This window comes from Streptomyces sp. NPDC050439, from assembly GCF_040655335.1.
Classification (GTDB): Bacteria; Actinomycetota; Actinomycetes; order Streptomycetales; family Streptomycetaceae; genus Streptomyces.
Map to the genome: position 1 here is coordinate 540,067 of NZ_JBFAJT010000006.1, position 20,071 is coordinate 560,137.

Genomic DNA, 20,071 nt, shown 5'->3' on the forward strand with positions numbered 1-20,071 from the left:
GCTCACGCGCGCGCCAGGCGCCGACCGCGGTTGCCCCCAGCCTCAGCTGCCCGCCACCAGCGTCAACAACGTCGCCTCCGGGGGGCAGGCGAAGCGCATCGGGGTGTAGCGGTTCGCGCCGCAGCCCGCGGAGACGTGCATGTACGACGTCCGGCCCTCCGCCTCATGCGTCGAGAGGCCCTTCACGCGCTCCGTGTCCAGGTCGCAGTTGGTGACGAGCGCCCCGTAGAAGGGGATGCACACCTGGCCGCCGTGCGTGTGGCCCGCGAGGATCAAGGGGTAGCCGTCGGCTGCGAAGGCGTCGAGTGCGCGCAGATACGGAGCATGCACGATGCCCATGGAGAAGTCGGCATTGGTGTCCGGACCGCCCTCCACGCGCGCGTACCGGTCGCGTTTGATGTGTGGGTCGTCCAGGCCGGTGAGCCCGATCTCGTAGCCCTCGATCTTCAGGGCGCCCCGCGTGTTCGTCAGGTTCACCCAGCCCGCGGCGTCGAAGCCGTCGCGCAGGTCCTCCCACGGGTTGTGGATCACGCCGACGGCTGGTGCGTTGCCGTTCAGGCCGTGCTTGCCCTGCGACTTCTCGACCAGGTAGCGGACGGGGTTGCGCGGCTTGGGGCCGTAGTAGTCGTTCGAGCCGAAGACGTACGCCCCGGGGAACTGCATCAGCGGGCCGAGCGCGTCCAGCGTCTCCGGCACGCCCTCCGGGTCGGAGAGGTTGTCCCCGGTGTTGATCACGAAGTCGGGGCGCAGACCGGCGAGCGAACGCAGCCAGCGCTGCTTCTTGCGCTGGCCCGACACCATGTGGATGTCCGACACCTGGAGAACTCTGAGCGGTCGCATCCCGGGCGGAAGGACCGGCACGGTGATCCGTCGCAGTCGGAAGAAGCGGGCTTCGAAGCCCACCGAGTAGGCCAGACCGGCGGCGGCCGTCGCCGCGATTCCCAGGGGTACTGCGTATTGCGCGCGCATCCTCCCATCGTGTCAGACCCGAAGGCCCCGTAAATCGGCGGGCGTCGGGCCGTACGCACCTGCGACAATCACCGCATGACCACGCTCAAGTCGAAGCTTCAGGAAGACCTCACCGCCGCGATCAGGGGGCGTGACGAGCTGCGCTCCTCCACGCTCCGGCTGACCCTCACCGCCATCACGAAGGAGGAGGTCTCGGGCAAGACGGCCCGCGAACTCTCCGACGACGAGGTGCAGAAGGTGATCGCCCGCGAGGCCAAGAAGCGCCGCGAGGCCGCGGAGGCCTTCGCCCAGGGCGGTCGCGCCGAGCAGGCCGCCAAGGAGAAGGCGGAGGGCGAGGTCCTCGCCGAGTACCTGCCGAAGCAGCTCTCCGAGGACGAGCTCCAGGCGATCGTCGCCCAGGCCGTCGAGGAGGCGAAGGCCGCCGGCGCCGAGGGGCCGCGCGCCATGGGCCAGGTCATGAAGATCGTGAACCCGAAGGTCGCGGGTCTGGCCGAGGGCGGCCGCGTCGCCGCCGTGGTGAAGCAGCTGCTCGCGGGCTGAGCAGGCAGGTACGCGAATGGGGGCGCCCCTGATCAAAGGGGGCGCCCCCATTCACGTACCCCTGTTCACCTGCTGGGAACAGGATTGACTATTCACCTGCTGGGAACAGGATCGACTGTTCACCTGCTGGGAACAGGATCGACCGGGCCCGGCCTACCGGCCCCAGCCGCCGATCCCGCCCCCATTGCCGTTACCGCCCCCGCCGTTCCCGCCGCCGCCGATGACGTCCGGCGGCAGGGAGATGTCCGGCCAGGGATCGCCGCCCCCGTCGCCACCGCCGTTGTTGCCGCCACCCCCGCCGCCGTCACCGCCACCGCCGTTGCCGTTGCCCGGCGGCTTGTTGTCGTCGTGGTGCTTGTCCTTGTCCTTGTCGCCGCCCGGGATGTGGACGGTGTTGAAGCCCGGCGCCGGCTTGCCCGTGAGCGCCCCGCTCATCGCGTCCCGCCAGATCGGACCGGGGACCTCACCACCGAAGACCTTGCCGTACGTCCGTCCGCCGATGGTGATGTCGACCATCTGCCGCTTGTGCTCCGGGTCGCCGACCCACACCGCGCCCGACATGTTCGGGGTGTAGCCCACGAACCAGGCGGCGTAACGGAAGTCGGTCGTACCCGTCTTGCCCGCGCTCGCACGGGAGCCGAGGCCGGCCTGCTTGCCGGTTCCGTCCTCGACCACGCCCTTCAGCAGGGTGTTGATCGTGTCCGCCGTCTTCGTCGACATCGCGCGCGAGCACGTCGACTTCGGCACCGGCAGCGACTTGCCGCCCGGAGCGGCGATCGACTCGATCGCGACGGGCGAGCAGTACTTACCGCGTGCGGCGAACGTCGCGTACGCGCCCGCCATCGTCAGCGGCGACATCTCCTGGGTGCCGAGCGCGATCGACGGCGCCTGGTCGATCTTCTTGCCGTCGGCCCGCTCGACGCCCATCTTCTCGGCCATCTGCGTCACCGGGCAGATCCCGATGTCGCCGATCATCTCCACGTAGTACGTGTTGACCGACTTCGCGGTCGCTTCCCGCATGTCGTACGGGCCGACCTCGGCCTCGTTCTCGTTGGTGAGCTTCCAGTTCCCCGTGTTCGCCCACTTCTTGCCGTCACACGCCGCGACGCTGCTGGGATACGGCATCTCGTACGGGGAGTCGTAGCTCTTCGTGGCGGGCATCCCGCCCTCCAGGGCGGCCGCCGCCACGATCGGCTTGAAGGTCGACCCCGGCTGGTAGCCCGCGCCGCCGCCCATGGCGTTGTCCACGGACAGGTTCATCGAGGTCTCATTGGCCTTGAGATTGATCCCGTACGGCCGTGACTGGCCCATGCCCAGGATCTTGCCGGTGCCCGGCTCGACGATGGTGGCCGCCGTCGCCACGTCGTCCTTCTGGTTGACGTGATCCTTTATCGAGGCCTGCACCGACTTCTGGGACTGCGGGTCGAGGGTCGTCTTGATCCGCAGACCGCCCTGGTTCCAGACCTTGGCGCGGTCCTTCTGGGTCTTGCCGAAGACCGGGTCGGAGAGGAATACCTCGCGTACGTAGTCACAGAAGAACCCGGCGCCGCTGACCGCCGTGATGCAGCCGTTCTTGGGCTTGCTCACCTTCAGGCCGAGCGGCTTGTCCTTCGCCTCCGCGGCCTCCGCCTGCGTGATGTCGTGCGTCTCCGCCATCCGCTGCAGCACCGTGTTGCGGCGCTTGGTGGCTTCCTCGGAGTCGTTCACGGGGTCATACCGGCTGGGGGACTGCACGATGCCGGCGAGCAGCGCGGCCTCCTGGACCTGCAGGTCCTTGGCGGGCTTGGAGAAATAGCGCTGGGCCGCGGCCTCGACTCCGTACGCCTGCTGCCCGAAGTAGGTGATGTTCAGGTAGTTGCTGAGGATGCGCTTCTTGCCGAGCTTGTCCTCGACCTGGATCGCGTACTTCAGCTCGCGGATCTTGCGCCCGAGGGTCTGCTGGGTGGCCTCGGCGACCTTCGTCGGGTCGTTGCCCGCCTCCTCGACGAAGACGTTCTTCACGTACTGCTGCGTGAGCGTGGACGCGCCCTGCGAGACGCCGCCGCTCTGCGCGTTCTGGTTCAGCGCGCGGAGGATGCCCTTCGCGTCGATCGCGCCGTGCTCGTAGAAGCGCGAGTCCTCGATCGCGACGATCGCCTTCTGCATGTACGGCGAGATCTCCTTGAGGGGGACCACCGTGCGGTCACGCGAGTAGACCGTGGCGATGGAGCCGCCCTCGCTGTCGAGGATCGTGGTGCGCTGACTCAGCGGCGGCTGCTCCAAGTTGGACGGGATCTCGTCGAACTCCTCCACCGAGCCCTTCGCCGCGAGGCCGAGCGCACCGGCCGCGGGCAGGGCGATACCTGCCAGCACGGCTCCCGCGAGCACGCTGACACCTAGGAACTTCGCGGCCTGCTGAGTTGGTGACAGACCACCGCCCGAGCGCTTCTTTCCCATGGGGGCAGCCTACGTTCTGATTCGCCGGACACGCCTCAATGCCTTGGCCTAAGCTGCTCTCAACTGTCACAGCAGTGCGGTTCGGCAACAACCCCTCTCTCGGTCCCGAATCCCGAACGGGGTCCCCCCTCTGCTCATCCAGATGGCCCGGGGAAGTGCCCGAATTCGCCTCATGCGGCATTCGATGCCCGTTGTGACTCAGCTGAAGTGCCCGCATTTGCCGGGTTAATCACGCATGTCGCCAGCTCACTCCGTCGGGTGATCTGCCGCTTACGCATAGTCCGTTCGGGCCATTCAAGATTGGGCCCGAAGGGGGTGTTGCGCTGTGCCCACCTTCCGTAACGTCCTCAACTGGCGGCGGTGAATATGCCGCTGCCGCCGTGGGGGAGCCTCGATTCGGGAGAGGACGGCGCCGGTATGGGCTGGGTAACCGACTGGAGTGCGCAGGCGGCCTGCCGCACTACCGATCCAGATGAACTGTTCGTTCAAGGAGCAGCGCAGAACAGGGCCAAGGCGGTGTGCACCGGATGCCCGGTGCGCACGGAGTGCCTGGCCGACGCGCTGGACAACCGCGTCGAATTCGGCGTGTGGGGTGGCATGACCGAGCGGGAGCGCCGCGCATTGCTGCGCAGGCGTCCCACGGTCACCTCCTGGCGCCGTCTGCTGGAGACGGCGCGCTCCGAGTACGAGCGTGGCGCGGGCCTGCTGCCCGTGGACTTGGAGGACGACGAGACGTACGAGAGCTACGCGGCAGTGGGTTAGCGCCCGTCGGCCGCGTGGCGGTGGGGAAGAGCCCCCACCGACCGCGTGGCAATGGGTGGAACCCGCTGCTCAGGCAGCTCCGGCCGAATCACCATCAGTACCGGCCGCGAGCCGTTCCCCGATGGCCCGAAGGCCTGCCAGGTCGTGCACGTCGCCCGGCAGCGCCGTCACTTCGGCCACGGCCACCTCGGGGTGAAGCGCGGTGAAGCGGTCGCGCGTGCGCTGTTCGCGCGCGAGCAGCCGCATGCGTTCCGCGTGCAGTCGCAGCAGACCGGCGGTCAGCTGTGCCACGGGCTGCTGCTGCTTGTCATGAGGTTCGGCGAGGGCTTCTTCGGCAGAGGTCTCGTCGGAAGGTGTGTCAGAAGGTGCGGGGGTCTCGGAACTGCCGAGGGCCTCGTGGGAGTTGCCGGGAGCCTCGGGGGATGCCTCGTGGGACGCCTCGGTAGAAGCCTCGCGGGAGCTACGAACAGCTTCCTTCCCGTCCTCCTGATCCACAATGCGGCTCTCATCAAGATTTTCCGCGGCGGCAAGCGCCCGCTCGGCCGAGAGCTGAGCGGCGCCGCTGCTGTGCACCCTGTTCAGCACGAGACCGGCGAGCGGCATGTCGTCGGCCGCCAGCCGCTCCACGAAGTACGCCGCTTCCCGCAGCGCGTCCCGCTCCGGCGACGCCACCACCAGGAACGCCGTGCCCGGCGCCTGGAGCAGCCGGTACGTGGCGTCCGCACGGGTGCGAAAGCCGCCGAACATGGTGTCCATCGCGGCCACGAACGTCTGGACGTCACGCAGCAGTTGCCCGCCGAGCAGCTTGCCCAGGGCGCCGGTCATCATCGACATCCCGACGTTCAGGAACTTCATCCCGGCCCGGCCGCCGACCTTCGCGGGGGCCATGAGCACCCGGATCAGCTTCCCGTCCAGGAAAGAGCCGAGGCGCTTCGGCGCGTCGAGGAAGTCGAGGGCCGAACGGGACGGCGGCGTGTCGACGACGATCAGGTCCCACTCGTCACGGGAGCGCAGCTGCCCCAGTTTCTCCATCGCCATGTACTCCTGCGTGCCCGCGAAGCCCGCCGAAAGCGACTGGTAGAAGGGGTTGCCGAGGATCGCGGCCGCGCGTTCCTTGTCGGCGTGCGCCTCGACGATCTCGTCGAAGGTGCGCTTCATGTCGAGCATCATGGCGTGCAGCTCGCCGTCGCCCGACGTGCCCTCGATGGCCTTGACCTGGCGCGGGACGTTGTCGAGCGAGTCGATCCCCATGGACTGCGCGAGCCGGCGCGCCGGGTCGATGGTCAGGACGACGACCTTGCGGCCCCGTTCGGCGGCGCGCAGGCCCAGCGCGGCAGCCGTGGTCGTCTTGCCGACGCCCCCGGAGCCGCAGCACACCACGATGCGGGTCTTCGGGTCGTCGAGCAGGGCGTCCACGTCGAGCGTGCGGGCCGGGTCCAGGGGGCGTGTCGTGTCGGGGTGTCGTGCCGGGTCCGGGTGTCGTGCCGGGTCCGAGGTCATGCGATCCCTTGCTTCCGCAGTTCCGTGGCGAGTTCGTAGAGGCCCGCCAGGTCCATTCCCCCGGCCAGCAGGGGGAGTTCGTGCAGGGGGAGGCCCAGATCGCCCAGAACGGCCCGCTGGGAGCCCTCCAGGGCGTGCCGCTCGGCGTACTCGGCGGCCTGCTCCAGGAGCGGGTCCACGAGGCGCTCGGCGATGCCGCCGCGGCGGGCCCCGCCGAGCCCGGCGGCGGACAGGGACTTGGCGATGGCCGTACGCGGTGCCTGGTCGAGCCCGAGTTCCAGCGACGCCTCGTCGAGGAGCGCGGGCCGCACCATGTTCACGATGACGCGCCCCACGGGGAGCTTGGCCGCGCGCAGCTCCGCGATCCCGTCGGCGGTCTCCTGTACGGGCATCTCCTCGAGGAGCGTCACCAGGTGGACCGCTGTCTCCGGAGACTTCAGCACGCGCATCACGGCCTGCGCCTGATTGTGTATCGGGCCGATCTTGGCCAGCCCCGCGACCTCGTCGTTCACGTTCAGGAAGCGCGTGATGCGGCCGGTGGGCGGCGCGTCCATCACCACGCAGTCGTACGCGTAACGCCCGCTCTTGTCCTTGCGGCGTACGGCCTCGCAGGCCTTGCCGGTCAGCAGGACGTCCCGCAGACCGGGCGCGACCGTGGTGGCGAAGTCGATGGCGCCGAGTTTCTTGAGCGCGCGTCCCGCGCCCCCCAGCTTGTAGAACATCTGGAGGTAGTCGAGCAACGCCAGTTCAGGATCGATGGCGAGGGCATACACCTCCCCGCCCCCGGGAGCGACGGCGATCTTCCGCTCCTCATACGGCAGCGCTTCGGTCTCGAAGAGCTGCGCGATGCCTTGTCTGCCCTCGACCTCCACGAGGAGGGTGCGCTTGCCCTCCGTCGCGAGGGCGAGCGCGAGTGCGGCGGCCACCGTGGTCTTGCCGGTACCGCCCTTGCCGCTGACGACCTGGAGCCTGCTCACACTTCCGAGCCTAACCAGTCGCCGTCCGGGCTAAGCAGGAGGCCACCGTGAGCAGTGCCTCACAACGGCTACAGTCGGCCATATGACCAAGTGGGAATACGCAACCGTGCCGCTGCTCGTCCACGCAACGAAGCAGATTCTGGACACCTGGGGCGAGGACGGCTGGGAGCTCGTCCAGGTCGTGCCCGGGCCGAACAACCCTGAGCAGCTCGTGGCCTACCTGAAGCGGGAGAGGCAGGCATGAGCGGCAACGTCGAGGCGAAACTGGCCGAGCTCGGCCTGACGCTGCCCGAGGTCGTGCCGCCGCTCGCCGCCTACCAGCCGGCCGTCCAGTCGGGTGTGTACGTCTACACCGCGGGCCAGCTCCCGATGGTGGAGGGCAAGCTTCCGATGACCGGCAAGGTCGGCGGAGAGGTGACCCCCGAGGAGGCCAAGGAACTGGCCCGCACGTGCGCGCTGAACGCGCTCGCCGCGGTGAAGTCCGTCGCCGGTGACCTCGACCGGATCGCCCGCGTCGTGAAGGTCGTCGGCTTCGTGGCCTCGGCCCCGGACTTCACGGGCCAGCCCGCGGTGCTCAACGGCACGAGCGAGCTGCTCGGCGAGGTGCTCGGCGACAAGGGCGTGCACGCCCGCAGCGCCGTGGGTGTGGCGGTCCTGCCGCTGGACGCGCCGGTCGAGGTCGAGATCCAGGTGGAGCTGACCGAGGCGTAGTCCGGCCTCTACGGGGCTTGATCGCTGCCTTCTGGCACCCGATAGTTGCCTCTCGAACATCAGCCCACCAGGGGATAGCCTCCGCCCATGGCTAATGGGCAGTGGTACCCCCCGGAGTGGCCCGACCGCATCCGTGCGCTGAGCAGCGGCGAACTGACGCCGGCGACTCCGCGCCGGGCGGCCACGGTCATGCTCCTGCGGGACTCCCCGGTTTCCGGTGACTCGCGTGACTCCGTGGCGGGCCCCTCCGTACACATGCTGCGCAGACGCGCCTCCATGGCCTTCGCCGGAGGCGCGTACGCGTATCCGGGCGGGGGAGTGGACCCGCGGGACGACGACCGTCTCGTGCGCTGGGCGGGTCCGTCCCTCGCGACGTGGGCGGCGCGCCTCGGCGTGGACGAGCCGGGGGCCCAGGCGATCGTGTGCGCCGCCGTGCGCGAGACGTTCGAGGAGGCCGGCGTGCTGCTCGCGGGGCCGACCCCGTCGAGCGTCGTCGGCGACACCACGGGCGACGACTGGGAGGCCGACCGCGAGGCGCTGGTGGCCCGCGCGCTCTCCTTCGCGGAGTTCCTCGACCGCAGGGACCTGGTCCTCCGTAGCGACCTGCTCGGTGCCTGGGCCCGGTGGATCACTCCGGAGTTCGAGCCGAAGCGCTACGACACGTTCTTCTTCGTGGCGGCCCTCCCGGAGGGGCAGCGCACGCGCAACGCCTCCACGGAGGCCGACCGTACGGTGTGGATCGCTCCGGGGGAGGCCACGGCGGGCTACGACAAGGGCGACCTCCTGATGATGCCGCCCACCATCGCGACCCTGCGCCAACTGAGCCCCTACGGGTCGGCCGCGGACGCCCTGGCCGCGGCCCCGGAGCGCGACCTCACCCCGGTCCTGGCGCAAGCACGTCTGGAGGAGGGCGAGTTGGTGCTGACGTGGCCGGGCCACGAGGAGTTCACCAAGCACATCCCTACGGGGGGTTCCGCATGACCACGGCCACGACCACGGCCACGACCACGGTCACGGCTGCTCGGCCCGCCAGCCCTGCTTCCCCTGCCACGAACCGGACGGGAGTCACCCCCGCATGACCGAAGCCGCCGCCCTTCCCGGGCAGCCCCGGGGCGGAGTCCTCAGCGGTCCCGCCACCGCCCGCGCGGTCAATGTCCTCGCCCCCAACGCGTCCGCGATGACGCTGGACGGGACGAACACCTGGATCGTGTCCGAGCCGGGGTCGGGGCTCGCGGTCGTCGTCGACCCCGGCCCCTTGGACGACGCGCACCTCCAGCACGTCATCGCCACGGCCGAGAAGGCCGGGCAGCGGGTCGCGCTCACTCTCCTCACCCACGGCCACCCCGACCACGCGGAGGGCGCCGCACGCTTCGCCGAGCTGACCGGCACCAAGGTCCGGGCCCTCGACCCCGCGCTGCGTCTGGGCGACGAGGGCCTTGGCGCGGGTGACGTGATCACGACGGGCGGCCTCGAACTCCGGGTGGTCCCGACGCCGGGCCACACCGCGGACTCCCTCTGCTTCCATCTCCCGGCCGATCAGGCGGTCCTGACGGGGGATACGGTCCTGGGCCGCGGTACGACGGTCGTGGCGCACCCTGACGGCCGCCTGGGGGACTATCTGGACTCCCTGCGGCGCCTGCGGTCCCTGACGGTCGACGACGGCGTGCACACGGTCCTGCCGGGCCACGGCCCGGTCCTGGAGGACGCCCAGGGCGCCGTCGAGTTCTACCTGGCCCACCGCGCGAACCGCCTGGCTCAGGTCGAAACAGCCGTGGAGAACGGCCACGCGGCCCCATCGGACGTGGTCGCCCACGTCTACGCGGACGTGGACCGCTCCTTGTGGCCGGCAGCGGAACTCTCGGTAAGAGCACAACTGGACTACTTGCGGGAACACGGCTTGATCTAGGCCCGGCACGAGGCTCCCTCGCTGCTCCGCTGTATTGGGGGGCGACGGACCCCGGGGCGTCAGGCGCCCGCGTTGGGCGTTACGCGCGCGCTGTCCGGCGGGCGGCATCTACTGGAGGCGATGCGCTCCCGTCTGGCCGGGGTGTCAGGCATCCGCCTCGAGCGTCACGCACGCAACGGCCGGGGGCGGCCGGCATCCGCCGTGGCGACGGGCTCCCATCCAGCGGGGCGTGCGGCGCTCGCCTTGGGCAGCACGTACGGCATCGCCCCGGGCATCACGTTTTCGATCGGCCAGGGTGCCTGCAACCGCCCCGGACGTCACCTAAGCACTCGCCCCGGGCCACACGCCCCTGCCGTCCAGGGCGGCAGGCGTCCACGCCGGATACGCACCTGCCTCACCCGGCACGCGCTCGCGCACCACCCGAGGCGGCACGTGCTGACCCGCCCCGAGGTCACGCGCCCGCCCGGCTGAGTCAGCACGCGCCCGCCTGCTCCGGGGGCACGCGCCCACCCAACCGAGCCAGATCCGCCCACACCGCGGGGCAATCGGGTGGGTGGGTGGGAAAAGTTTGGGGGAAGCGCGGATGGGGCCCAGCCTCCAAGAGGCGGGACCCCATCCACGTACGAAACAGCGTCAGCGTGAACGCTTGGCCAACCGCTCCACGTCCAGCAAAATCACCGCGCGCGCCTCAAGCCGGAGCCAGCCGCGCCCGGCGAAGTCCGCCAGAGCCTTGTTGACCGTCTCGCGGGACGCGCCGACCAGCTGGGCCAGCTCCTCCTGCGTGAGGTCGTGCACGACGTGGATGCCCTCTTCGGACTGCACGCCGAAGCGGCGCGACAGGTCGAGAAGGGCGCGGGCCACACGCCCGGGCACGTCGGAGAAGACCAGATCGGACATCTGGTCGTTCGTCTTGCGCAGGCGCCGCGCGACGGCACGCAGCAGCGCCGCGGCCACCTCGGGCCGCGCGTTCAGCCACGGCTGAAGGTCGCCGTGGCCCAGGCCGAGCAGCTTGACCTCGGTGAGCGCGGAGGCGGTGGCCGTACGCGGACCCGGGTCGAACAGCGAGAGCTCACCGATGAGCTCGCCGGGGCCGAGCACCGCGAGCATGTTCTCGCGGCCGTCGGGTGAGGTGCGGTGAAGCTTCACCTTGCCCTCGGTGACCACGTAAAGGCGGTCTCCGGGGTCACCTTCATGGAAAAGCGCATCCCCGCGCGCGAGCGTCACCTCACTCATGGAGGCGCGGAGCTCCGCGGCCTGCTCGTCATCGAGCGCCGCGAAGAGCGGGGCGCGCCGCAGAACGTCGTCCACGAGTTCTCTCCTTGTCGACCTGCATCAGGGGACCGTGCTCCCCATTTTGCCGGACGGTCCAAACAGTGTGATCAGTCACAAGTCTGCCGCACTGACGTCGCGAGCTGTGCGGGAGGGGGCCAATTGGGGGCCGATCCATGGGGTCCAGGGCGGATGTCAGTGTCGGGCTCTAGGCTGGCCGGGTGTCCAAAAAGCCGGTGGGAGCACAGGCCAGGAGTACCGGGAAGGCTACAGCCCAACCGGATTCCGCTGTGGGCGAACATACATCCACTGAGCCAGAGAATGCGACAAAAGGGACAAGGGTGCCACCGGTGAGCAAGCCTTCGGAGCAGATTCAGGCCACCGCCGCCGCGGCGAAATCCACCCCGGCCAAGAAGGCCCCCGGGGCAGCCAAGAAGGCACCGGCGGCAGCCAAGAAGACCGCCGCCGCGAAGAAAGCTGCTCCAGCCGAAAAGACCGCCGCCGCGAAGAAGACCGCCGCCGGCAAGAAGACCGCACCGGCGGAGGCCAAGCCCAAGGCCGCGCCCAAGGCCAAGCCCGAGTCCCACACCGCCCTCGTCCGCCGAGCCCGCCGCATCAACCGTGAGCTCGCCGAGGTGTACTCGTACGCCCACCCCGAGTTGGACTTCGAGAACCCCTTCGAGCTGCTCGTCGCCACGGTCCTCTCCGCGCAGACGACCGACCTGCGGGTGAATCAGACGACCCCGCGCCTCTTCGCCGCGTACCCGACCCCTGAGGACCTCGCCGCCGCAAGCCCCGAAGAGGTCGAGGAGTTGATCCGGCCGACCGGGTTCTTCCGGGCGAAGACGAAGTCGATCATGGGCCTCGCCACGGCCCTCAGGGACCACCACGGCGGCGAGGTCCCCGGCCGCATAGAGGACCTGGTCAAGCTCCCCGGCGTAGGACGCAAGACCGCGTTCGTCGTGCTGGGGAACGCCTTCGGAGTCCCCGGCATCACCGTGGACACCCACTTCGGACGGCTCGTCAGGCGCTGGAAGTGGACCGAGGAGACCGACCCGGTGAAGGTCGAGGCCGCCGTCGCCGACCTCTTCCCGAAGAGCGAGTGGACGATGCTCTCGCACCGCGTGATCTTCCACGGGCGCCGGATCTGCCACTCCCGCAAGCCCGCCTGCGGCGCCTGCCCGATCGCCGATCTCTGCCCGGCGTACGGGGAGGGCGAGACCGACCCGGAGAAGGCGAAGAAGCTCCTGAAGTACGAGATGGGCGGCCTGCCGGGCCAGCGCCTCAAGCCCCCGCCGGACTATCCGGGGAAGGCCGCGCCCCCGCTGGGCGCCGCATGAGCGAGGAACCAACAGAGGGTCCACAGGCGTTGTCCACAGTTGGACGGGGGTGCCGATGACGCACGCGAGCGACACGAGCGAGACAACCGACACGAGCGATACGCACATGAGTGATGGGAACGGCTCCCAGAGGCCCGGCCAGGGACTCGGTCAGGGACTCGGTCAGATCCAGGGACTCGGCCACGGCCACGGCCGCACCGCCGGCCCCCTCGACCCCGTGCGCCTCAGCACCGAAGGCCTCCCCGCCTGGCTGGATCCGGTCGCACACGCGGCCGAGACGGTCCGGCCGACCCAACTCAGCCGCTTCCTGCCCCCGAAGAGCGGCGCCGGACGCCAGTCCGCCGTGCTGATCCTCTTCGGAGAGGGCACACACGGCCCCGAGCTGCTCCTGATGGAGCGCGCGGGGAACCTGCGCTCGCACGCGGGACAGCCTTCCTTCCCCGGCGGCTCCCTCGACCCCGAGGACGGCGATCCGCTGACCGACGGCCCCCTGCGCGCCGCCCTGCGCGAGGCCGAGGAGGAGACCGGACTCGACCCCCGGGGCGTCCAGCTCTTCGGCGTGCTGCCCAAGCTCTTCATCCCGGTGAGCGACTTCGTGGTGACCCCGGTGCTCGGCTGGTGGCGTACGCCCACCCCCGTGGGGGTCGTCGATCCGGCCGAGACGGCCCGCGTCTTCACGGTCCCCGTGTCCGATCTCACGGATCCCGGCAACCGCGCGACGACGGTTCATCCGAGCGGCCACCAAGGCCCGGCCTTCCTCGTCGAATCCGCTCTGGTCTGGGGTTTTACGGCCGGAGTGATCGACAGAATCCTGCACTTCGCAGGCTGGGAGCGCCCCTGGGACCGCACCAAGCAGGTGCCGCTCGACTGGCGCGCATGACAAGGTTGCGGGGACGTGGCGACCGCGATGCGAGGCGAGGATTGAATCGGTGAACGTGCTGGACATCCTTTTGGTGGTCGCCGCCGTGTGGTTCGCGGTCGTCGGCTATCGCCAGGGATTCGTCGTCGGCATCCTGTCGGTGATCGGGTTTCTGGGCGGCGGCCTCGTCGCGGTGTACCTGCTGCCCATCATCTGGGGCGCCCTCACGGACGACGAGGGAGCCGTCAGCACGACGGCCGCCGTCGTGGCCGTGGTCATCGTGATCGTCTGTGCCTCCATCGGCCAGGCCTTCACCACCCACCTGGGCAACAAGCTCCGCCGGTACATCACTTGGCAGCCGGCCCGCGCCCTGGACGCCACGGGCGGCGCGCTGGTCAACGTACTGGCGATGCTCCTCGTCGCCTGGCTGATCGGCTCCGCCCTCGCGGGCACGACGCTGCCGACGGTCGGCAAGGAAGTACGCAACTCCAAGATCCTGCTCGGCGTTTCGCGCACGCTGCCCGACCAGGCGGACACCTGGTTCGCGGACTTCTCCTCGGTCCTTGCGCGCAACGGCTTCCCGCAGGTCTTCAGCCCGTTCTCGAACGAGCCCATCACCGAGGTGCAGGCCCCCGACCCCAAGCTCGCCAAGAGCGAGGTCGCCACGAAGGCCCGGCGCTCCATCGTGAAGGTGCAGGGCGAGGCGCGCGGCTGCGGCAAGGTCCTCGAAGGCACCGGCTTCGTCTTCTCGGAGCGCCGCGTGATGACCAACGCGCACGTGGTCGGCGGCGTGGACGAGCCGACGGTGCAGATAGGCGGAGACGGCAGGACGTACGACGCGAAGGTGGTGCTCTACGACTGGGAGCGCGACATCGCCGTACTGGACGTGCCGACGCTCGACGCGCCCGCGCTGCAGTTCACGTCGAAGGACGCGGCCAGCGGTGACAACGCGATCGTCGCGGGCTTCCCGGAGAACGGTCCGTACGACGTCCGCCCCGCGCGCGTGCGTGGTCGCATCACGGCCAACGGCCCGGACATCTACCACCGGGGCACCGTGCGCCGCGACGTGTACTCGCTCTACGCGACCGTCCGCCAGGGCAACTCGGGCGGCCCGCTGCTCACGCCCGAAGGCAAGGTCTACGGCGTGGTGTTCGCGAAGTCGCTCGATGACCCGGACACCGGATACGCCCTCACCGCCGACGAGGTCCGCGAGGACATCAAGGCAGGCCGCACCGCCAACCAAGAGGTCGACAGCGAGGGCTGCGCGCTCTAGCCGGCGCGCAGTCGGGGGAGCAGCCGGATCGGTCCGGATCAGTCGCGCGTATGCCTCAGCCGCGCCGAGACCCAGCGGGCCCTGCGGCGCAGGATGCGGGGGATGCCGATGCCTTGAGCGGGGCCTTCATGGCCCGGATCACGGGGACCGCCCCTCTCACGGCTGTTCAGCGCGATGGCTGAGCGGCGGTTGCGTGCTGCGTCACTGTAGTCGTGCGTCCAGCCCATACCCCGACGTGTGCCCGTGCCCCAAGGTCGGTAATCGCGCCCACGGGCCCCAATTGGCCTATGCGGGAGGCAATTGGCCGTTCGAGGAACAGGTGTTCGCAACTACCGGTCCGGCTCGGGATCCTTCAGCCAGTTGACCAGTTCGGTGGAGAAGGCGACGGGGTCCTCCTCCTGCGGAAAGTGCCCCAGACCGTCGAACAGCCGCCACCGGTAAGGCGCTTCGACGTACTCGCCCGAGCCGGCCGCGCTGCGCGTACGCATCACGGGGTCCAGCGAGCCGTGCAGATGCAGCGTGGGAACCCGCACGGGGCGCTTCATGCGCCGGTTGAACTGGATGCCGTCGGGACGGGCCATCGACCGCACCATCCAGCGGTACGGCTCGACCGAGCAGTGCGCCGTCGACGGGATCGTCATGGCGCGGCGGTACGTCTCCACCGACTCGTCGTCCGGCAGCCGCGGCCCCGACCAGTCCCGCACCAGACGCCCCACCAGAGCGGCGTCGTCGGCGACGAGTTGACGCTCCGGCACCCACGGCCGCTGGAAGCCCCACACGTACGAGGCCGCGGCGGTCTGCTTGCGGTCCGACAGCATCGCCGAGCGCCAGCGCCGCGGGTGCGGCATCGAGGAGACGGCGAGGCGGCGCACCAGCTTGGGCCGCATCACGGCCGCCGTCCACGCGAGGTAGCCGCCCAGGTCGTGCCCGACGAGCGCGGCATCCGGCTCACCGAGCGACCGCACGACGCCCGTGATGTCGAGCGCGAGGTTCGCGGGGTCGTAACCCCGCGGCGTACGGTCGCTGCCGCCCACGCCCCGCAGGTCCATCGCGACCGCCCGGAAGCCCGCGTCGGCGAGCGCCACCATCTGGTGCCGCCAGGTCCACCAGAACTGCGGGAAGCCGTGCAGCAGCAGCACGAGCGGCCCGTCACCCATCTCGGCGATGTGGAAGCGGGCGCCGTTGGCGGCGACGTCCCGATGGGTCCACGGGCCTTCGATGCGTACGAGTGACGCCGGTTGGGCCGGATGGGGGGCGGGCGTGGCGGGGTCCGTCATGAAGACGAGCGTGCCACAGCCGCAGGCTTCTCCGTGCCACGGTCGAGGGTCGCGCCCACGGCGGGCGCGGGGCCGACCGAACGCGGGTGCGGCTTCACGTTCTGCAGTACGGCAGCCGTCTGCTTGGCCGAAGCGGCGGCCTTCTGCGGCCCCTTGCCCTTCTTGGCCTTCTTGGCGAAGACGACGCCGATCAGGGCGAGCACGCCCGCGACCAGCACGTTCGCCGCGAAGGACAGCACGAAGCAGATGGCCATGTTCCAGCCGCTCCAGGTACGGATGCCGTACGCCAGGGCGAAGCTCAGCATCGGCAGCGAGAAGAGCAGCACCGCCCCCGCGGCGGCGAACGCGCCACCGCCGACCGCACCCCGCTTGACGTCCTGCCGCAGCTGGGCCTTGGCCAGCGCGATCTCGTCGTGCACCAGCGCCGACATCTCGCTGGTCGCCGTGGAGACCAGCTGGCCGAGGCTGCGTTCGGTGCCGACGGGCCCGTCGGGTGCGCTCATCGCTTCTCCCCTTCTCCGTAAGCCTGCGTAAGCCTGCTCACATACGTCTGTTCCGGTACGACCGCTCAGCTCAGTCTGCGCAGTCAAGTCTGCTCAGATCATGCCGGACCGTCGTCTTCGGCGCGTGCCCCGGCCGACACTTCGGCAAGCCTGCGGTGCTCGGCCGCCTTCTTCTCATAGATCGCGGCCATCCGCAGGTGGTACTCCGGCTTGTCCTCTTCGTACACGTCCGGGATGCCGTCGAGGTCGTCGTCGCGCTCCTCGTGCTCGTACAGCGCGCGGTAGCGGGCGTTGCGCACCTTGAGCAGGATCCCCGAGAGCACGGCCGCGATGAGAGACCCCATCAGGACGGCTGCCTTGATCTCGTCGGTGAGCAGCGGGTCCTCGGTGAAGGCGAGTTCGCCGATCAGGAGCGAGACGGTGAAGCCGATGCCGGCCAGCGAGGCGACGGCGAACACGTCCGCCCAGGCGAGGTCGTCGTTGAGTTCGGCCTTGGTGAAGCGGGCCGCGAGCCAGGTGCCGCCGAAGATGCCGACCGTCTTGCCGACCACGAGACCGAGGACGACACCGAGCGTCTCCGGCTTGCTGAACACGTCTCCCAGGGCGCTGCCCGACACCGCCACACCGGCGCTCAACAGCGCGAACAGCGGTACGGCGAGTCCTGCGGAGAGGGGGCGCACGAGGTGTTCGATGTGCTCGCCCGGTGAGTGCTCCTCGCCCTCGCGGCGGGTGCAGCGCAGCATCAGGCCCATCGCGACTCCGGCGATCGTGGCGTGGATGCCGCTGTTGTACATCAGCCCCCAGATGACCAGGGCCAGCGGAACGTAGACGTACCAGCCGCGTACGTCCTTGCGCAGGAGCAGCCAGAACACGGCGAGGCCGATGACCGCGCCGCCGAGCGCCGCGAAGTTGAGGTCGCTGGTGAAGAACACCGCGATGATCAGGATCGCGAAGAGGTCGTCGACGACGGCGAGCGTGAGCAGGAAGGCGCGCAGCGCGGACGGCAGCGAGGTGCCGATGACCGCGAGGACGGCGAGCGCGAAGGCGATGTCGGTGGCGGTCGGCACCGCCCATCCGTCGAGCGATCCGCCGCCGACGGTGTTGACCAGGACGTACACGAGAGCGGGTGCGGCCATGCCGCAGAGCGCGGCGATGACGGGCAGGGCCGCGGCCTTCGGGTCGCGCAGGTCGCCCGCGACAAGTTCACGCTTGAGTTCGATGCCGGCGACGAAGAAGAAGACGGCGAGCAGTCCGTCGGCCGCCCAGTGCGCGATGGAGAGGTCGAGGCCGAGGGAGGAGGGCCCGAGGTGGAAGCCGCTCACGGACTTGTACGACCCGCCGGCGGTGTTCGCCCAGATCAGCGCGGTGACGGCGGCGACGAGGAGGAGGACACCGCCGACGGTCTCGGCGCGGAGCGCGTTCGCGACGAAGTTCCGTTCGGGCAGCGAGAGCCGTCCGAGGACCTTGCGGCCGTTACGGGGTGTGTTGCGGGGTGCGTTGCTGGGGGCGGGCGCGGCCACGGGGGTCGACCTCCGGTCGGTGGGCAGGACGAATCACTTGCCGACCAGACTTCCCGGCGCACCTAGGTTCTTCTTGTTTCTTCTTGTCGCGATGTTGACGCGAACCTCAGCGTACCCAACATGCGACCGGACCTATCCGGCGATCGTCACTTTATGCGCAAGAGGGGCGCCCGGCGTGGTGCCGGGCGCCCCTCGTCGGCTCGGGTCTGATTAGTCCTCGCTCGGCGCGGCCGGCAGCTTGGTCTGGATCAGATCCATCACGGAGGAGTCCGTGAGGGTGGTGACGTCGCCCAGCTCGCGGTTCTCGGCGACGTCCCGGAGCAGCCGCCGCATGATCTTCCCGGAACGCGTCTTGGGCAGCTCGGCCACCGGGAGGATGCGCTTGGGCTTGGCGATCGGCCCCAGGGTGGTGCCGACGTGGTTGCGCAGGTCCGCGACGAGGCCCTCGTCGTCGGCGTTCGCCGTGCCGCGCAGGATCACGAAGGCGACGATGGCCTGCCCGGTGGTCTCATCGGCAGCGCCCACGACCGCCGCCTCGGCGACCGAGGGGTGGGAGACGAGCGCGGATTCGACCTCGGTGGTGGAGATGTTGTGCCCGGACACGAGCATGACGTCGTCCACGCGGCCCAGGAGCCAGATGTCGCCGTCGTCGTCCTTCTTGGCGCCGTCCCCGGCGAAGTACTTGCCCTCGAAGCGCGACCAGTAGGTGTCGATGAAGCGCTGGTTGTCGCCCCAGATGGTGCGCAGCATCGAAGGCCACGGCTCGGTCAGGACGAGGTAGCCGCCCCCGCCGTCGGGCACTTCGCGCGCCTCGTCGTCGACGACGGTCGCGGCGATGCCCGGCAGGGCGCGCTGGGCGCTGCCCGGCTTGGTCTCGGTGACGCCCGGCAGCGGCGAGATCATCATCGCGCCGGTCTCGGTCTGCCACCAGGTGTCCACGATGGGGCACGAGTCGGCGCCGATGTTCTTGCGGTACCACATCCAGGCCTCGGGGTTGATCGGCTCACCGACCGACCCGAGGACCCGCAGGCTGGACAGGTCGAACTTCGCGGGGATGTCGTCGCCCCACTTCATGAACGTACGAATCGCCGTCGGCGCGGTGTAGAGGATCGTGACGCCGTACTTCTGGACGATCTCCCAGAAGCGCCCCTGGTGCGGGGTGTCGGGGGTGCCCTCGTACATGACCTGCGTCGCGCCGTTCGCCAGCGGGCCGTACGTGATGTACGAGTGCCCGGTGACCCAGCCGATGTCGGCCGTGCACCAGTAGACGTCGCTCTCCGGCTTGAGGTCGAAGACGGCGTGGTGGGTGTACGCGGCCTGCGTGAGGTAGCCGCCGGAGGTGTGCAGGATGCCCTTGGGCTTACCCGTCGTCCCCGAGGTGTAGAGGATGAAGAGCGGGTTCTCGGCGTCGAAGGCCTCGGGGGTGTGCTCGGCCGACTGGCGCTCGGTCAGCTCGTGCCACCACACGTCGCGGCCCTCGGTCCACGCCACGTCCTGCCCGGTGCGGCGCACGACCAGGACGTGCTCGACGGAGCTGTCCTCGCGCGCCACGGCGTCGTCGACGGCGGGCTTGAGGGCGGCGGGCTTGCCCCTGCGGTAGCCGCCGTCGGAGGTGATGACGACCTTGGCATCGGCGTCCGCGACGCGCTTGGCGATGGCGTCGGCGGAGAAGCCGCCGAAGACCACGGAGTGCGCGGCGCCGATGCGGGCACAGGCCAGCATCGAGATGACGGCCTCGGGGATCATCGGCAGGTAGACGGCGACGCGGTCACCCTGCTGGACGCCCAGCTCGGTCAGCGCGTTGGCCGCCCGGCTGACCTCGTCCTTGAGCTCGGCGTAGGTGATGGCCCGGCTGTCGCCGGGCTCACCCTCGAAGTGGATCGCCACACGGTCGCCGTTGCCCGCCTCGACGTGACGGTCGACGCAGTTGTACGCGACGTTCAGCTTGCCGTCGGCGAACCACTTCGCGAACGGCGGGTTCGTCCAGTCGAGCGTCTCGGTCGGCTCGGTGGCCCAGGTCAGCCGGCGGGCCTGCTCGGCCCAGAAGCCGAGCCGGTCAGCCTTGGCCTGTTCGTACGCCTCCGCGGTGACGTTGGCGTTGGCCGCCAGGTCGGCCGGCGGCGCGAACCTTCGCTCTTCTTTAAGAAGGTTGGCCAGGCTTTCGTTGCTCACGACATCTCCCATTCCCAGGGTGTCCGTTGTGTCCAAAGCCACAGCTCATCAGACCCG

19 protein-coding genes are annotated in these 20,071 nt (G+C 69.8%); 9 read left to right on the plus strand and 10 right to left on the minus strand.

All coding sequences use genetic code 11. The annotated features are described in order from the left end of the window. Window positions 1-42: 42 nt before the first annotated feature. A complete protein-coding gene (locus tag AB0I66_RS27045; protein ID WP_363210524.1) occupies window positions 43-969 on the minus strand; it encodes a metallophosphoesterase in 927 nt (308 codons plus the stop codon). A gap of 75 nt (window positions 970-1,044) precedes the next feature. On the opposite strand from AB0I66_RS27045, the gene AB0I66_RS27050 reads away from it, so the two are divergent. Continuing rightward, the gene (locus AB0I66_RS27050) at window positions 1,045-1,509 is read left to right on the plus strand and encodes a GatB/YqeY domain-containing protein (RefSeq protein ID WP_363210525.1); all 465 of its coding nucleotides are present in this window, start codon (window positions 1,045-1,047) and stop codon (window positions 1,507-1,509) included. 153 nt (window positions 1,510-1,662) lie between these two features. On the opposite strand, the gene AB0I66_RS27055 is transcribed toward AB0I66_RS27050, so the two are convergent. After that, window positions 1,663-3,945: a transglycosylase domain-containing protein gene (locus AB0I66_RS27055; RefSeq protein WP_363210526.1), complete on the minus strand. Its 2,283-nt coding sequence runs from the start codon at window positions 3,943-3,945 to the stop codon at window positions 1,663-1,665. Window positions 3,946-4,362: 417 nt separating this feature from the next. Between AB0I66_RS27055 and AB0I66_RS27060 the strand changes: the two genes are divergently transcribed. Further along, window positions 4,363-4,707: a WhiB family transcriptional regulator gene (locus AB0I66_RS27060; RefSeq protein ID WP_167828965.1), complete on the plus strand. Its 345-nt coding sequence runs from the start codon at window positions 4,363-4,365 to the stop codon at window positions 4,705-4,707. Between the two features lie 69 nt (window positions 4,708-4,776). Here AB0I66_RS27060 and AB0I66_RS27065 read toward each other — a convergent pair whose 3' ends face one another. Both AB0I66_RS27065 and AB0I66_RS27070 read right to left on the minus strand, forming a co-directional pair. Further along, window positions 4,777-6,207, minus strand: a complete 1,431-nt coding sequence (locus AB0I66_RS27065; RefSeq protein WP_363210527.1) for an ArsA family ATPase — start codon at window positions 6,205-6,207, stop codon at window positions 4,777-4,779. Beyond that, window positions 6,204-7,184, minus strand: a complete 981-nt coding sequence (locus tag AB0I66_RS27070) for an ArsA-related P-loop ATPase (protein WP_363210528.1) — start codon at window positions 7,182-7,184, stop codon at window positions 6,204-6,206. The genes AB0I66_RS27065 and AB0I66_RS27070 overlap by 4 nt, the downstream gene beginning before the upstream one ends. An 82-nt stretch (window positions 7,185-7,266) precedes the next feature. Here AB0I66_RS27070 and AB0I66_RS27075 point away from each other — a divergent pair, with 82 nt between their 5' ends. The 4 genes from AB0I66_RS27075 (at window position 7,267) to AB0I66_RS27090 (ending at window position 9,801) form a co-directional block, all read left to right on the plus strand. Beyond that, the gene (locus AB0I66_RS27075) at window positions 7,267-7,428 is read left to right on the plus strand and encodes a DUF4177 domain-containing protein (protein ID WP_010986011.1); all 162 of its coding nucleotides are present in this window, start codon (window positions 7,267-7,269) and stop codon (window positions 7,426-7,428) included. Next, entirely contained in the window at window positions 7,425-7,895 is a 471-nt protein-coding gene (locus tag AB0I66_RS27080) for a RidA family protein (RefSeq protein ID WP_363210529.1), read from the plus strand. The genes AB0I66_RS27075 and AB0I66_RS27080 overlap by 4 nt, the downstream gene beginning before the upstream one ends. An 87-nt stretch (window positions 7,896-7,982) precedes the next feature. Beyond that, window positions 7,983-8,876: an NUDIX hydrolase gene (locus AB0I66_RS27085; RefSeq protein ID WP_363210530.1), complete on the plus strand. Its 894-nt coding sequence runs from the start codon at window positions 7,983-7,985 to the stop codon at window positions 8,874-8,876. Window positions 8,877-8,970: 94 nt separating this feature from the next. After that, a complete protein-coding gene (locus AB0I66_RS27090) occupies window positions 8,971-9,801 on the plus strand; it encodes an MBL fold metallo-hydrolase (RefSeq protein WP_363210531.1) in 831 nt (276 codons plus the stop codon). A 633-nt stretch (window positions 9,802-10,434) separates the two neighbouring features. On the opposite strand, the gene AB0I66_RS27095 is transcribed toward AB0I66_RS27090, so the two are convergent. Further along, window positions 10,435-11,109, minus strand: a complete 675-nt coding sequence (locus AB0I66_RS27095; protein WP_016642758.1) for a Crp/Fnr family transcriptional regulator — start codon at window positions 11,107-11,109, stop codon at window positions 10,435-10,437. 311 nt (window positions 11,110-11,420) lie between these two features. Here AB0I66_RS27095 and nth point away from each other — a divergent pair, with 311 nt between their 5' ends. The 3 genes from nth to AB0I66_RS27110 all read left to right on the plus strand — a co-directional run bounded on the left by nth (window position 11,421) and on the right by AB0I66_RS27110 (window position 14,542). Continuing rightward, window positions 11,421-12,410 carry an endonuclease III gene (gene nth, locus AB0I66_RS27100; RefSeq protein ID WP_363210532.1) on the plus strand — a complete coding sequence of 330 codons (990 nt, stop codon included), beginning with the start codon at window positions 11,421-11,423 and terminating at the stop codon, window positions 12,408-12,410. 106 nt (window positions 12,411-12,516) lie between these two features. Then, on the plus strand, window positions 12,517-13,290 hold the full coding sequence (locus tag AB0I66_RS27105) for a CoA pyrophosphatase (protein WP_363210533.1): 774 nt from the start codon (window positions 12,517-12,519) through the stop codon (window positions 13,288-13,290). Window positions 13,291-13,339: 49 nt separating this feature from the next. Then, window positions 13,340-14,542 carry a MarP family serine protease gene (locus tag AB0I66_RS27110; protein WP_363210534.1) on the plus strand — a complete coding sequence of 401 codons (1,203 nt, stop codon included), beginning with the start codon at window positions 13,340-13,342 and terminating at the stop codon, window positions 14,540-14,542. Between the two features lie 38 nt (window positions 14,543-14,580). Here AB0I66_RS27110 and AB0I66_RS27115 read toward each other — a convergent pair whose 3' ends face one another. The 5 genes from AB0I66_RS27115 to acs all read right to left on the minus strand — a co-directional run bounded on the left by AB0I66_RS27115 (window position 14,581) and on the right by acs (window position 20,026). Next, the gene (locus tag AB0I66_RS27115) at window positions 14,581-14,769 is read right to left on the minus strand and encodes a hypothetical protein (protein ID WP_363210535.1); all 189 of its coding nucleotides are present in this window, start codon (window positions 14,767-14,769) and stop codon (window positions 14,581-14,583) included. A gap of 102 nt (window positions 14,770-14,871) precedes the next feature. Continuing rightward, window positions 14,872-15,819, minus strand: a complete 948-nt coding sequence (locus tag AB0I66_RS27120; RefSeq protein ID WP_363210536.1) for an alpha/beta hydrolase — start codon at window positions 15,817-15,819, stop codon at window positions 14,872-14,874. Then, window positions 15,816-16,322 carry a phage holin family protein gene (locus AB0I66_RS27125; RefSeq protein WP_363210537.1) on the minus strand — a complete coding sequence of 169 codons (507 nt, stop codon included), beginning with the start codon at window positions 16,320-16,322 and terminating at the stop codon, window positions 15,816-15,818. Before AB0I66_RS27125 ends, AB0I66_RS27120 begins: the two co-directional genes overlap by 4 nt. A gap of 98 nt (window positions 16,323-16,420) precedes the next feature. Then, a complete protein-coding gene (gene nhaA, locus AB0I66_RS27130; RefSeq protein WP_363210538.1) occupies window positions 16,421-17,842 on the minus strand; it encodes a Na+/H+ antiporter NhaA in 1,422 nt (473 codons plus the stop codon). Window positions 17,843-18,052: 210 nt separating this feature from the next. Further along, window positions 18,053-20,026 (minus strand): acetate--CoA ligase, encoded by a 1,974-nt coding sequence (gene acs, locus AB0I66_RS27135; RefSeq protein ID WP_363210539.1) that lies wholly within the window; start codon window positions 20,024-20,026, stop codon window positions 18,053-18,055. Window positions 20,027-20,071: the final 45 nt, after the last annotated feature.

What these genes read in the sequence shown, in the direction of transcription:
- AB0I66_RS27045 (WP_363210524.1), bottom strand. Translation starts at nt 969, where the DNA reads ATGCGCGCGCAATACGCAGTACCCCTGGGAATCGCGGCGACGGCCGCC.
- AB0I66_RS27050 (WP_363210525.1), top strand. Translation starts at nt 1,045, where the DNA reads ATGACCACGCTCAAGTCGAAGCTTCAGGAAGACCTCACCGCCGCGATC.
- AB0I66_RS27055 (WP_363210526.1), bottom strand. Translation starts at nt 3,945, where the DNA reads ATGGGAAAGAAGCGCTCGGGCGGTGGTCTGTCACCAACTCAGCAGGCC.
- AB0I66_RS27060 (WP_167828965.1), top strand. Translation starts at nt 4,363, where the DNA reads ATGGGCTGGGTAACCGACTGGAGTGCGCAGGCGGCCTGCCGCACTACC.
- AB0I66_RS27065 (WP_363210527.1), bottom strand. Translation starts at nt 6,207, where the DNA reads ATGACCTCGGACCCGGCACGACACCCGGACCCGGCACGACACCCCGAC.
- AB0I66_RS27075 (WP_010986011.1), top strand. Translation starts at nt 7,267, where the DNA reads ATGACCAAGTGGGAATACGCAACCGTGCCGCTGCTCGTCCACGCAACG.
- AB0I66_RS27080 (WP_363210529.1), top strand. Translation starts at nt 7,425, where the DNA reads ATGAGCGGCAACGTCGAGGCGAAACTGGCCGAGCTCGGCCTGACGCTG.
- AB0I66_RS27085 (WP_363210530.1), top strand. Translation starts at nt 7,983, where the DNA reads ATGGCTAATGGGCAGTGGTACCCCCCGGAGTGGCCCGACCGCATCCGT.
- AB0I66_RS27090 (WP_363210531.1), top strand. Translation starts at nt 8,971, where the DNA reads ATGACCGAAGCCGCCGCCCTTCCCGGGCAGCCCCGGGGCGGAGTCCTC.
- AB0I66_RS27105 (WP_363210533.1), top strand. Translation starts at nt 12,517, where the DNA reads ATGAGTGATGGGAACGGCTCCCAGAGGCCCGGCCAGGGACTCGGTCAG.
- AB0I66_RS27115 (WP_363210535.1), bottom strand. Translation starts at nt 14,769, where the DNA reads ATGGGCTGGACGCACGACTACAGTGACGCAGCACGCAACCGCCGCTCA.
- AB0I66_RS27120 (WP_363210536.1), bottom strand. Translation starts at nt 15,819, where the DNA reads ATGACGGACCCCGCCACGCCCGCCCCCCATCCGGCCCAACCGGCGTCA.
- AB0I66_RS27125 (WP_363210537.1), bottom strand. Translation starts at nt 16,322, where the DNA reads ATGAGCGCACCCGACGGGCCCGTCGGCACCGAACGCAGCCTCGGCCAG.
- acs (WP_363210539.1), bottom strand. Translation starts at nt 20,026, where the DNA reads ATGGGAGATGTCGTGAGCAACGAAAGCCTGGCCAACCTTCTTAAAGAA.